The sequence below is a fragment of the Brevundimonas bullata genome (assembly GCF_003350205.1).
Lineage (GTDB): Bacteria > Pseudomonadota > Alphaproteobacteria > Caulobacterales > Caulobacteraceae > Brevundimonas > Brevundimonas bullata.
This window is the reverse complement of record NZ_QLLC01000029.1, coordinates 1-12147: the sequence shown is the minus strand read 5'-3', so window position 1 is coordinate 12147 and position 12147 is coordinate 1. Positions and strand designations below refer to the sequence as shown.

Annotated in this window: 10 protein-coding genes; 6 read left to right on the top strand and 4 right to left on the bottom strand. The window is 67.1% G+C overall.

Going from position 1 to position 12147, the window contains the following annotated elements:
- Window positions 1-113: 113 nt before the first annotated feature.
- On the bottom strand, window positions 114-686 hold the full coding sequence (locus tag DXK21_RS12825) for a cob(I)yrinic acid a,c-diamide adenosyltransferase (RefSeq protein ID WP_114818175.1): 573 nt from the start codon (window positions 684-686) through the stop codon (window positions 114-116).
- A gap of 29 nt (window positions 687-715) precedes the next feature.
- Window positions 716-919, bottom strand: coding sequence for a twin transmembrane helix small protein (locus DXK21_RS12820; protein WP_114818174.1), 204 nt, complete (start codon window positions 917-919; stop codon window positions 716-718).
- 147 nt (window positions 920-1066) lie between these two features.
- On the opposite strand from DXK21_RS12820, the gene DXK21_RS12815 reads away from it, so the two are divergent.
- Both DXK21_RS12815 and DXK21_RS12810 read left to right on the top strand, forming a co-directional pair.
- Window positions 1067-3226, top strand: coding sequence for a TonB-dependent receptor domain-containing protein (locus tag DXK21_RS12815; RefSeq protein ID WP_114818173.1), 2160 nt, complete (start codon window positions 1067-1069; stop codon window positions 3224-3226).
- 102 nt (window positions 3227-3328) lie between these two features.
- Window positions 3329-4450 carry a hypothetical protein gene (locus tag DXK21_RS12810; protein WP_114818172.1) on the top strand — a complete coding sequence of 374 codons (1122 nt, stop codon included), beginning with the start codon at window positions 3329-3331 and terminating at the stop codon, window positions 4448-4450.
- 189 nt (window positions 4451-4639) lie between these two features.
- Here the strand turns inward: DXK21_RS12810 and ahcY are convergent, their stop codons facing one another.
- Entirely contained in the window at window positions 4640-6031 is a 1392-nt protein-coding gene (gene ahcY / locus DXK21_RS12805; protein ID WP_114818171.1) for an adenosylhomocysteinase, read from the bottom strand.
- 93 nt (window positions 6032-6124) lie between these two features.
- Here ahcY and DXK21_RS12800 point away from each other — a divergent pair, with 93 nt between their 5' ends.
- From DXK21_RS12800 to DXK21_RS12790, 3 genes are all read left to right on the top strand, one after another.
- Window positions 6125-7111, top strand: coding sequence for a retropepsin-like aspartic protease (locus DXK21_RS12800; protein WP_114818170.1), 987 nt, complete (start codon window positions 6125-6127; stop codon window positions 7109-7111).
- A 148-nt stretch (window positions 7112-7259) separates the two neighbouring features.
- Complete coding sequence (locus DXK21_RS12795; RefSeq protein ID WP_114818169.1) at window positions 7260-8747, top strand: globin-coupled sensor protein; 1488 nt, start codon at window positions 7260-7262, stop codon at window positions 8745-8747.
- A 91-nt stretch (window positions 8748-8838) separates the two neighbouring features.
- Window positions 8839-9759, top strand: coding sequence for an aspartyl protease family protein (locus DXK21_RS12790; RefSeq protein WP_162790669.1), 921 nt, complete (start codon window positions 8839-8841; stop codon window positions 9757-9759).
- Between the two features lie 7 nt (window positions 9760-9766).
- Here the strand turns inward: DXK21_RS12790 and DXK21_RS12785 are convergent, their stop codons facing one another.
- On the bottom strand, window positions 9767-11368 hold the full coding sequence (locus DXK21_RS12785; protein ID WP_114818205.1) for a sensor histidine kinase: 1602 nt from the start codon (window positions 11366-11368) through the stop codon (window positions 9767-9769).
- A gap of 279 nt (window positions 11369-11647) precedes the next feature.
- Between DXK21_RS12785 and DXK21_RS12780 the strand changes: the two genes are divergently transcribed.
- Window positions 11648-12085, top strand: a complete 438-nt coding sequence (locus DXK21_RS12780; protein WP_114818204.1) for a SufE family protein — start codon at window positions 11648-11650, stop codon at window positions 12083-12085.
- The last annotated feature ends 62 nt before the right edge of the window (window positions 12086-12147 follow it).

Below are 12147 nucleotides of genomic sequence, written 5' to 3'. Positions count from 1 at the left end.
CATCCCGGCCGAAGCGTCAGCGGAGAGCCGGGACCGCCCAAAACGCCGCCGTCAGTGCTTCCTGCGGTCCCGGATAGCGGCTGCGCCGCTTCCGGGATGACGGCAGTGATATTTCAGCGCGTTGCGCCGGGCTTCCACAGGATGTCGGCGGCGCCGTTGGCGTTGGCGCGGCGGGCGGCGACGAACAGGTGGTCCGACAGACGGTTCAGATAGCGGACAGCCTCCGGGTTCACCTGCTGGCCCGATTCCATCAGGCGAATGGCGTCGCGTTCGGCCCGGCGGCAGACCGTGCGCGCCAGGTGCAGGTGGGCCGACAGGGCGGAACCGCCCGACAGGATGAAGCTGTCCAGCGGCTTCAGGCTCTCGTTCATCCAGTCGATTTCGGTCTCGATGCGCTCGACCTGCGAGGCGATGATGCGCAGGGCCTCCCACTTCGGAGCCGGGTCCAGCGGCGTGGCCAGGTCGGCGCCGAGGTCGAACAGCTCGTTCTGGATACGGCCCAGCATGGCGTCGATGCGATCATTCTGGCCGCTGTTCAGACGGGCCACGCCGATGACGGCGTTCAGTTCATCGACTGTCCCATAGGCCTCGACCCGCAGATCGGTCTTGGACACCGGCGCGCCCGAGGCCAGGCGGGTCTGCCCGCCGTCGCCGGTGCGCGTATAGATCTTGTTCAGCGTGACCATGCTTTTCGCCCCTCAGCTTGCTTGTCGTCTCAGCCGCCGTGCGTGGATTTCCACCACATCCCGCCCATCAGCAGCAGCACCGCCACGGCCTGGAGCACGACGCGCAGCCGCATCAGCTTGTTCGAGTTGGTGCGGGCGAAATCGCCGCCGCGATACAGGGTGTAGACGCCGAAACCGAGGGTGATGGTGACCGCCGCGATGGCGATGAGGATCAGGATGTCGAAGATTTCCATGTCCGCCTTCTAGGCCTCGCGCCCCGTCTGCGCCAGCGTCCGCGACGCTTGATGAAGGCTCACGCAATTGCGACGTATTCGCACACCCCCATTGCCACGCCATGGTCGCTGATGTTGAGAAGCGCTCGCAACTTAACGGGGCTGTTCATGTCTTTCTTCGCCGTCTCTCGCCGCTCGACCCTGCTGGCCGCCTCTGCCCTGGCCGCCCTCGCCACGGGTCAGGCCGCGAACGCCGAGGACCTGACGGAGGAGCAGCGCCAGTCCGCGACCCGGATCGCCGATGTGGTGGTTACGGCGTCCGGCTTTGAACAACGCATCACCCAGGCCCCGGCCTCGATCAGCGTCGTCCCGCGCAAGGACATCGAGGAGATGCGCGCCACCTCGGTCGCCGAGATCCTGACCAACATCGAGGGCGTCGACGTCGGCGCAGCCGTCGGCAAGACCGGCGGCCAGACCATCAACATCCGCGGCATGGGCTCGGACTACACCCTGATCCTGATCGACGGCCGCCGTCAGAACACGGCCGGCAGCGTCACGCCGAACGGCTTTGGCGAAACTTCCTCCAGCTTCATGCCGCCGGTCTCGGCCATCGAGCGCGTCGAGGTCGTGCGCGGCCCGGTCTCGACCCTGTACGGGTCCGACGCCATGGGCGGGGTGGTCAACATCATCACCCGCAAGGTCGGCGACGTCTGGGGCGGCTCGGCCTCGGCCAACTACACCCTGCAAGGCGACGATGATTTCGGCGACCTCTGGGGCGGCGACTTCTACGCCAACGGCCCGCTGGTGAAGGACCTGATGGGTCTGGCGGTGCGCGGGTCGTATCTGACGCGCGAGCAGTCAGCCCTGAAGTTTGCAAACGTCGATGGCGTGGAGACCCCCGTCTCCGGCTTTGGCCGCAGCTCGACCGGGAACGAGATCTGGACCCTGGGCGGTCGCCTGACCCTGACGCCGCACGCCGACCACGATCTGTGGCTGGACGTGGACGTGTCGCGCCAGTGGTACGACAACGCCAAGGGCCAGATGGGCACCAACACCACCGCCGGCGGCTATGGCGACGCTCTGGAGTTCAACCGCGACCAATACGCCCTGGCCCACAACTGGCGTCTGCCGTTCGGCGTGCTGGAATCCAACCTGTCGTTCGGCAGGACGGAAACCATCGGCCGCATCATCCCCAACGGGGTGGCGGGCGCCGGCGGCGCGCGCGACCTAGTGTCGGAAAACACCATCTTCGACACCAAGCTGTTCTCGCAGTGGCGCAACCACACCTTCACCGTGGGCGGCCAGTACTGGGACGCCGAAATGGTCGACGGCGTGGCCCCGACGACGTTCGAGCACACCCAGTGGGCCCTGTTTGCCGAGGACGAATGGCGCTTCACCGACAGCCTGGCCCTGACCTTGGGCGCGCGTCACGACGACCATTCCAAGTTCGGTTCGCACTTCAGCCCGCGCGCCTATCTGGTGTGGAACGCCTCGCCGGAGTGGACCCTCAAGGGCGGCGTCAGCCAGGGCTTCAAGACCCCGCGTCTGGAGCAGCTCGCCGAGGGCATCAACGGCTTCGGCGCGCAAGGCCGCCTGCCCCTGCTGGGGTCGCCGGGCCTGAAGCCGGAGACCTCGACCTCCAGCGAAATCGCCGTCTTCTATGACAACGGCTCGACCTTCCGCGCCAATGTCACGGTCTTCAACAACGAGTTTCAGGACAAGATCGCCGCCGGAACCCCGGTGACGAACTGCACCTTCGGCGTGAGCCGCGAGGACTATGACGCCGGCAACTACAACAAGACCGGCTGCACCGACGTCGGCTTCTGGGACAACTACGCCACCTTCAGCCAGCAGGTGAATGTGGACGAGGCCGTGACGCGCGGCGTCGAGACGGCGGCCCGCTGGCGCTTCGCCCCCGACTGGACCCTGTCGGGCAACTACACCTACACCGACAGCGAGCAGAAGTCGGGCGCGGCCAAGGGCCTGCCCCTGACCGACACCCCCGAGCACATGGTCAACGCCAGCCTGCGCTGGAACGCCACGGACAAGTTGAACCTGTGGCTGCGCGGCGAGTATCGGTCGGAGCGTTTCCGGGGGCTGGGCGCCGCCCGCGACGCCTGGGGCGACTACAAGGCCTATGAGCTGTTCCACCTGGGCGGATCGTACGACGTGACCGAGCGGGTCACGATCAACGCCACCGTCTACAACCTGTTCAACAAGGACTTCGTCAGCCTCAAGCCCTATGGCGCGCCGGTCGCCTATGCGCCGGAATACGCCAACAACCAGGAGCCGCGCCGCCTCTGGGTGTCGGTGACGACGACCTTCTGATCCCGTCTTCCTCCCCAAACTGAAAGGGCCGTCTCTCATCAGGCGGCCCTCTTTCTTTGCCAGCTAAGCCGTTAGTCATCTTTGCCGGGCAGTGTCGCCGCCATGACTGATCGCGCCGTCCGCAATCTGGAACACCTGCGCCGCACCGCCTCCACGGCGCGGGTGCTGAACCTGCTCAAGGTCTATGACGAGCATGGCGACACCGACGACTGGCACGAACGCCCCATGTTCCGCACCCCGGCGCTGAACACCTCGCTGATCATCAAGCACCGGCTGCGGCGCAACGAGACCGACTCCTTTCCCGGTCGCCGCCAGGTGGCGACCAAGGTGGTCGTGCCGATCGACAGCGCCGACCTGAAGACCGGCGGCCGCTTCGTCTTCGTCAACCAGATCGGGTTCGAGCGCGCCATGCAGGAGGCGTTCGGGATCGCCGCCGACCATCCCGACCTGAAGACCCTGCGGCTGATGGATCAGTTGCCGTCGCTGGACCCCTTCCTGCTGCGCGAACAGCTGCGGCGGGGCGAGGTCGACGCGGCCCCCTGCTATTTCGCCCTCAGTGAGGCGGACCTGGAGCGGATGCTGACCTTCGTCCAGAGCGAGATCGAGCCTCTGGTCACGCTCAGCATGGGCGACGGCGTGGCGGCGGTCGGGTCGACGGCGCGCATGGCGTCGAAGATCCTGTCCAACGCGCCCGGCGACCGGCTGGAGGCGCTGCGCGCCACCCTGCGGCTGGAGCCGGAGCAGTATCAGGAAGGCGTCTTCTGCTGGAAGGGCTTCCTCTACTACAAGTGGACCCTGGCCAGCCTGATGAACGACATCGTCGTGGTCGCCGACGAGGTGGGCACGGTCAAGCCGGTCGGTCCCAGCGACCGTGCGGCCAAGGAATATATTGATCGCGGACGGTCGGTTCTGCGGGGCCGCATCATGAAGACCTGCGAAGAGGTCAGCCGCACCCTGCGCTATTATGACGACGCCTATGCGGGACTGACGCGGGACGGCAAGCCGCTGGCCTTCCGCGACTTCCTGCTCGAGGCCCCCGCCCTGTTCGCGCGCCTGGGCGACCAGTTGGGCGCGGTGCAGCACATCGTCAGCTTCTGGCGCTTCCGGTTCGGCCCCAAGGCGCCGCCGGTCGGGGTCGACGAACTGATCGACATCTTCATGGACTTCGAGACGGGTTTGATGGGGCGCGAGATCGACGTCTACGACCCGCGCGACGCGGCCTGACACCACTCCGTCATCCCGGAAGCGGCGAGGCCGCTATCCGGGACCGCCAGAAGCGTTGACGGCGGTGTTCCGGGCGGTCCCGGCTCTCCGCCTACGGCTGCGGCCGGGATGACGGGCAAGATGACGCCCAAAGAAAAACCCCGCGTCGGCGACGACGCGGGGCTTCTGCATTCAGACCTTCAGCAGGTCCTAGTAGCGGTAGTGTTCCGGCTTGAACGGACCTTCGGTCGGGACCGAGATGTAGTCGGCCTGTTCCTGGGTCAGCTGGGTCAGCTTGGCGCCCAGCTTGGCCAGGTGGAGGAAGGCCACCTTTTCATCCAGGTGCTTGGGCAGGGTGTAGACCTGGTTCTGATAGGACTTGGCGTTGGTCCACAGTTCGATCTGGGCCAGGGTCTGGTTGGTGAAGGAGGCCGACATCACGAAGGACGGGTGGCCCGTGGCGTTGCCCAGGTTCACCAGACGGCCTTCCGACAGCAGGATGATCTTCTTGCCGTCCGGGAACTCCACGTGGTGGACCTGAGGCTTGATCTCGTCCCACTTGAAGTTCTTCAGGGCGGCGACCTGAATTTCCGAGTCGAAGTGGCCAATGTTGCAGACGATGGCGTTGTTGCGCATCGCCCGCATGTGCTCGAGGCGGATGACGTCCTTGTTGCCCGTCGTGGTGACGAAGATGTCGGCCTTGTCGGCGACGTCTTCCAGGGTCTGGACCTCATAGCCTTCCATGGCGGCCTGCAGGGCGCAGATCGGGTCGATCTCGGTGACGATGACGCGCGCGCCGCCGTTACGCAGCGAAGCGGCCGAGCCCTTGCCCACGTCGCCGTAGCCGCAGACCACGGCGACCTTGCCCGACAGCATGACGTCGGTGCCGCGACGGATCGCGTCCACCAGCGATTCACGGCAGCCGTAGAGGTTGTCGAACTTGGACTTGGTGACGCTGTCGTTGACGTTGATGGCCGGGAACGGCAGTTCGCCGCGCTCTGCCATCTGATACAGGCGGTGAACGCCCGTGGTCGTCTCTTCCGACACGCCGCCGATGGCGTCGCGGATGGCCGAATAGAAGCCCGGCTTTTCGGCCAGATAGCGCTTCATGACCTTGTAGAGGGCTTCTTCTTCTTCGTTCTGCGGGTTGTTCAGGACCGACGGGTCCTTCTCGGCTTTCGGGCCAAGCACGCACAGCAGGGTGGCGTCGCCGCCGTCGTCGAGGATCAGGTTCGGATAGCCGCCGTCGGCCCATTCGAAGATCTTGTGGGCGTAGTCCCAGTATTCTTCCAGGGTCTCGCCCTTGGTGGCGAAGACCGGCGTGCCCGAGGCGGCGATGGCGGCGGCGGCGTGGTCCTGGGTCGAGAAGATGTTGCACGAGGCCCAGCGTACTTCGGCGCCCAGAGCTTCCAGCGTCTGGATCAGCACAGCCGTCTGAATGGTCATGTGCAGGCTGCCGGCGATGCGGGCGCCCTTCAGCGGCTGGGCGGCGCCGAACTCGTCGCGCAGCGCCATCAGGCCCGGCATTTCGGTTTCGGCGATGGCGATTTCCTTGTTGCCGAAATCGGCCAGGGAAATGTCGCGAACGATGTAGTCGGTCATGCAGGGGTTCTCGCGGCGAGGATTTTCAAGGTGTCGCTATAGCGCGGCCCGTCCGCCGGAGCAATGAACCCATAAGGATATCCTTATGTCCCCATGGCAAGCCGCACGCATCGCTTGCCAAGCGAACGCATCAAGCGCTTCATTCGGACAGGTATTTTGGAGACCGACATGGTCACCCGTCGCCTTTTGATGGCCGCCGCCGGTAGCATTGCCCTCAACCCCCTTCGCGCCTTAGCGCAACAAGGTTCATTTGAATCAGAGGCCATGCATCGCGGCCGCGCGACCGTACCCGTTTTCCTGAATGGCGAAGGTCCATATCAATTCATGGTGGATACAGCCGCCACAGCGTCGCTCATTTCCAGCGACCTCGCCAAGCGTCTGCAACTGCCGCCAGCCGGAGCGATCGGCATGCATACGCTCGTGGGGCGAGAGGTCGTTCCGACTGTCAGGGTGGCGCGGATGAATACAGGCGCCCTTAATGCCCCAGATGTCGTGCTCGCCGTCGGAAGTCGAGCGGCGATATCGGGCCTGGACGGCCTATTGGGATGCGACCTCCTAGCGGACCGCAAGGTGATCCTAAACCTGAACGGAACAGAGAGGGTCCGCATTGCTCGGTCCACTGCTCCACCGCGAAGCTTTCGCCCGGGCATTACACCAGGAATTCCCGTGGTCATCGCGGGAGAGCGGCGCCTGGGAAGCCTGCTTGCCGTGCCATCTCAGGTTGGACGCTCGCCTGTCGTAGCCATCATCGATTCTGGTGCGGAGGGCACGATCCTAAACCGCGCGGCCGCACTTGCGGGACGTGCTATGCCGCTGACGCCGGGTGACGGCCAGTCCATCAGGCGCGTTCAAAGCCCTACAGGACAGGTGACATGGGGCCAGGCGATGCTGCTCCCTTCCCTGCGCCTTGTCGGCGGCGTGGACGTGAGCAACTTGGCCGTCGCGGTCGGCGACTTTCACAGCTTTCGGATATGGGGCCTCGACAATCAGCCAGCCGTTCTGATTGGGATGGACATCCTGCGGCGCTTCAAGTCCGTCCACATCGACCTCAAACGTAGCGAGCTTAGTCTCCACATCTGAGCAGACATCGACCCCAAGCCCTCGTCGCCAACGCCTCTACGGGATTCTACGCACCCCCCTCTTAAGCGGGGCAATACCCTCAAGGTTCAAAGGGATAAGCGGGCGCGCTCCCCTGCGCCTGAGTAGCGTTGCGTAGAGAACCTCGAATATGGCGGGCGAAGACATCGAACATCGCATGACATTCATGGGCCTGGGCCCGGCCTCGGCAGGGTATCGGGCCATGGGCCCGCTGCTGCGCAAGGAAGCGCCCATCGCCCTGGCCGCCTTCTATGATCGGGTGCGCGCCGAGCCGACCACGCGTCGCTTCTTCCGTGACGAGACGCACATCAGCGCCGCCAGCAAGGCGCAGGAGCGCCACTGGGACGCCATCATCGACGGCCGCGCCGACGAGGACTACGCCAAGTCCGTGCGCACCATCGGCCATGTCCACGCCCGCATCGGCCTGGAGCCGCGCTGGTACATCGGCGGCTACAGCGTCATCCTGGCCCACCTGACCCGCGCCATCGCCGAGCGCCCCCGGAAGTTCTGGGCCAACAAGCGCGAGCACGACCGCGTCACCGCCGAAGCCGTCGCCGAGCTGACCCAGCGGGTCATGCTGGACATGGACCTGGCCATCTCCATCTATCTCGAAGTCCTGCAAGAGCAGCGCGACAAGGTTCAGGCCGCGCATGACGAGGCCGAAGCGCGTCAGACCGAGGTGGTTCGCGCCCTGGGCGCCGCCCTGCACGACCTGGCCGAGAACGACCTGTCCACGACCATCCCCGGGGTCTTCCCCGAACAGTACCGCAGCCTGCAGAACGACTTCCACGCCGCGACCCGCGCCCTGCGCACCGCCGTGCGCGCGGTGGCCGACAGCGTCCAGAGCCTGAGCGCCGGCTCCAACCAGCTGGCCACCGCCTCCGAAGACCTGGCCAGCCGCACCGAGCGTCAGGCCGCCAACCTGGAGCGCACGGTCAACGAGGCCGACGCCATCGCCCGCGCCGTGGCCTCGACCGCCGACAACGCCCGCCAGACCGCCGAAGCCCTGGCCGCCGCGCGCGTCGATGTCGAAGCCAGCAGCCAGGTGGTCGGCGAAGCCGTGGCCGCCATCCACGCCATCGCCGAATCCTCGACAGGCATCGCCCGCTTCACCAGCCTGATCGACGAGATCGCCTTCCAGACCAACCTGCTGGCCCTGAACGCCGGGGTCGAGGCGGCGCGCGCCGGCGACGCCGGTCGCGGCTTCGCCGTCGTGGCCCAGGAAGTCCGCGCCCTGGCGCAGCGTTCGTCCGAGGCCTCGGGCGAAATCCGCACCCTGATCTCGACGTCTTCGGCCCAGGTGGCGCGCGGAGTCGATCTGGTGGAACGCACCGGCGAGGCGCTGGAGCGGATCGGCGGTCGCGTGGTGGCCATCGACGGCCTGGCCAGCGGCATCGCCGGTTCAGCCCAGGACCAGGCCGAGGGCCTGGCCCGCGTCCGCCGCACCATGGGCGAGATGGACGACATCACCCAGCAGAACGCGGCCATGACCGAAGAAGCCACCGCCGCCGCCCGCCAACTGGCCAACGAAGCCGTCAGCCTGAACCAGCAGGTCGGCCGCTTCCGTCTGGATCGCGATCTATCCCCGGCCCGACCCCGACTGGTGGCCAATCAATAAGGCCCGTCTCGAAACGAACATTGTTTCGCTTGCGAAGGCGCCCGTCTGAGCGCCCAATGTTCGAATGGATGAGGTTCAACCGAAGCACGCCTTGGCCATCGACCGCAGACGGCTATTTTCGGGCGGGTTGCTCGTCTGCGCCCCGTTCGCCGGCTCGTCATCCGCGCAAGACCGCGCCGCCGAGTTCGGCACAAGCGGCCTTGATCGGGGGCGTGTCACGGTCCCGGTCCAGATCAATGACAGCCGCGCGCTGAAGTTCGCGGTGGACAGCGCCGCAAACTGTTCCGTCATCGCATCCGATCTCATTGCGCCCCTGGGCCTGCCTCTGGGCGAGACCCTGACGATGCACACCCTCGTCGGTCGTGAAGAAACGCCTTCAGTCCGGGCTGATCGCCTTCATAGCGATGCGCTGACCGCAAGGGGCGTGCGGCTGGCCGTCGGCAATCGACTAGCGATGGACGGCCTCGACGGCCTTCTGGGCGCCGACCTGCTCACCAACCATCGGCTGTTGCTGAATTTCAAAGGCCAGGCCAGAACGCGCATCGCCAGATCACGCAGCGCCGCCCGCGGCTTTTTTGATCCCGTCAATCCTTCCGCCCGCCTGAACGCTACGCCGCTCCCGCGCTTTGGCGATCTTCTCTCCATCCCGATCCGCATCGGATCGACGCCAGGGATAGGGATCATCGACTCGGGCGCCGGCGTCTCGGTGCTCAATCGCGCCGCAGCCGCCGCCGGACGCGCCACACCTGGGGCGCTCGACGGCGGTGCCACAGGGTCGAGGGTCCAGTCCCCTACCGGGCGGACCGCGCCGGTCGACGTGATGCTGCTCCCTGCCCTGGGCTTCGCCGGCGTGACGATTTCCCGCGTGCCTGTCCTGGTCGGCGATCTGCACACATTTGACATCTGGGGGACCGCTGACAGGCCCGCCATGCTGATGGGCGTCGATATCCTGGGTCTGTTTGACAGCGTGATGATCGATCTGAAACGCGGCGAGTTCACTCTGAAGGTCTGACGGCGTCTCAGGCGCTGCGGTTCAGGGGGATGACCTCGGCCTCGCCCTCCATGGCGGGGCGGGCGACGACGACGGGCAGGCGGACGGTCACGGCGGTGCCCTCGCCCGGGGTGCTATCTATGGTCATCATCCCCTGGTGCAGTTCGGCCAGGGCGCGGACCAACGACAGGCCCAGCCCGGTGCCCTGCGCCCTCTGTTCGGCGCCGCCCGCCTGCTCGAACGGGCGGCCCAGCCGGACCAGGTCCTCGGGCGAGACGCCGACCCCGGTGTCGGCCACGTTCAGCTCCAGCATACCATCCAAAGCCTCGGCCGTGACAGTGACAGCCCCCCCGGACGGCGTGAACTTCACCGCATTGGACAACAGGTTCAGCAGGATCTGCTTCACCGCCCGGCGGTCAGCGGCGATGGTCAGGGCCTCGGGCGGCAGGACGGCGGCCAGATCGACGCCCTTGTCGTCGGCCTGCACCCGCACCAGAGCCAGGGCCGCCGAAACCGTCTCGCGCACATCGAAGCGCTCGATGTTGAGCTGGTAGCGATCCGCCTCGATGCGGCTGACGTCCAGCACGTCGTTGATCAGCTCCAGCAAATGGCCGCCGGCCTTGTGAATGGCCTCGGCATACTCGGCGTAGCGCGGCGGGATCGGGCCGAACAGCTGCTGGCGCATGATGTCCGAGAAGCCGATCACGGCATTCAGCGGGGTGCGCAGTTCGTGGCTCATGTGGGCCAGGAAGCGCGACTTTCCGGCGTTCTGGGCCTCGGCCTCGGCGCGGGCGGCGTCGAGGCCGGCCTCGCGCGCGTGTTGCAAGGTGGCGTCCAGCGCCACGGCGATCAACCGCAGGGGCTCGTTCTGCCTCGCCTCCAGCCGCCGCAGGACCAGGAGGATGCGACGATCCAGCGCCAGACGCGGCGCAAAGCTCACCTGAGCCTCTGTCCCGGCGGCGGCCTTGGCCAGGGCGGCGAGAACGGCGGGGCGGTCAGGCGTATGGACAGCGGCGACCAGGCCCTCGTCGAACAGGGGGTCGACCGGCAGGGCCGCCGGGGCGGCGCCATAGGCGGCCAGGGCGGCGCCCGAGGCGTCCAGCACCAGGGTCAGACCGGGTTGGCCGGCCAGGACCGTCTCGACCTGGGCCACCGCGCCTTCGACGGCGGACCGACGACGCCCCTGGGCGCCGCCGCTGATCCGAAAGGCCAGGGCCGCCGCCCCCACGGTCAACAAGGCCGCGACGGTCGCCAGGCCGGGCGCCGGGTTGGGCGCCATGCCGGGCGCGACCTCGCTGACGCCCGCCGCCATCAGCCCCGCCAGCGCGGCCAGCGCCGATCCCAGCGCGCCGAACAGGACCCATGGCGAGAGCCCCAGCGCCACGGCGGCGATCAGGGGCATGAAGACGAAGGCGCCCAGCGGCCCTGTCAGTCCTCCCGACAAAGCCGAGGCCGAGACGGCGGCCAGACACCAGGCCGCGAGCAGGGCGGCTCGCACCGAGCGCCCGTCGCGGGCCAGCAGCAACAACCCCAGCAAGCCCGGCGTCGCCATGGCCAGGGCCGCCGACGCCCCCAGGTCCAGCGCGCCGCCTGCGCCCGCGCGTCCCAGCCAGTCGCCTCCCAAAGCCATCAGGCCGACCGCCGCCGCCCATCCCGCGTGCCAGGCGGCCACGGCGGCGCCGTCCCGGGCGTCAGGCGCGTCGGGCGAACGGATCGGCTCGAACAGGGCGGGCGACGGCTTCAATCCGGGCCTTTGGGGCGGTGGGTCCAACCGTGCAGTCTAGACCTCGACCAAGGCCGACCAAAGGCCGCTCGCCTCGCGGGCGACTGTCCCAAAACGGCGCAGCATCCAGTCTGAAGCGTGAGCGCGACGGTTGTCGTCCGCGTCGTCGGGGCCTATGTCGCACGCATGATCTCGACCGACGCCGTCCCCGCCCTGACCCTCGACGAAACCCTGGCCGAACTGGTCGAGGAGTTCGACCTGCTGGGCGATTGGGAGGGGCGGATCGAATACGTCATCGACCTCGGCAAGGGCCTGCCGCCTCTGCCGGAGCACGCCCGCGTCGAGGCCAACAAGGTGCCGGGCTGCGCCGCCCAGGTCTGGCTGTCGACCCGCCGCGCCGACGGTCGCCTGTTCTTCGACGCCGACAGCGACAGCGCCCTGTCCAAGGGCAATATCGCCCTGCTGCTGAAGCTCTACTCCGGCCGCCTGCCCGACGAGATCCTGGCCTTCGACGCCCGCGCGGCGCTGGATCGGCTCGGCCTGCCCGCCGCCCTCACCCGCCAGCGCGCCAACGGCCTGAACAGCATGGTCGGCCGGATTCGCGAAGCGGCGGCTCAGGGCTGATCCACAACCTAGGTAGTGTGGACAAAGTGGATTCCCAAATCACCAGATGACTGATTCAAGGC

Coding starts and splice junctions, on each gene's coding strand:
- DXK21_RS12825 (WP_114818175.1), bottom strand. CDS start 686: ATGGTCACGCTGAACAAGATCTATACGCGCACCGGCGACGGCGGGCAG.
- DXK21_RS12820 (WP_114818174.1), bottom strand. CDS start 919: ATGGAAATCTTCGACATCCTGATCCTCATCGCCATCGCGGCGGTCACC.
- DXK21_RS12815 (WP_114818173.1), top strand. CDS start 1,067: ATGTCTTTCTTCGCCGTCTCTCGCCGCTCGACCCTGCTGGCCGCCTCT.
- DXK21_RS12810 (WP_114818172.1), top strand. CDS start 3,329: ATGACTGATCGCGCCGTCCGCAATCTGGAACACCTGCGCCGCACCGCC.
- ahcY (WP_114818171.1), bottom strand. CDS start 6,031: ATGACCGACTACATCGTTCGCGACATTTCCCTGGCCGATTTCGGCAAC.
- DXK21_RS12800 (WP_114818170.1), top strand. CDS start 6,125: ATGGCAAGCCGCACGCATCGCTTGCCAAGCGAACGCATCAAGCGCTTC.
- DXK21_RS12795 (WP_114818169.1), top strand. CDS start 7,260: ATGGCGGGCGAAGACATCGAACATCGCATGACATTCATGGGCCTGGGC.
- DXK21_RS12785 (WP_114818205.1), bottom strand. CDS start 11,368: ATGGCTTTGGGAGGCGACTGGCTGGGACGCGCGGGCGCAGGCGGCGCG.
- DXK21_RS12780 (WP_114818204.1), top strand. CDS start 11,648: ATGATCTCGACCGACGCCGTCCCCGCCCTGACCCTCGACGAAACCCTG.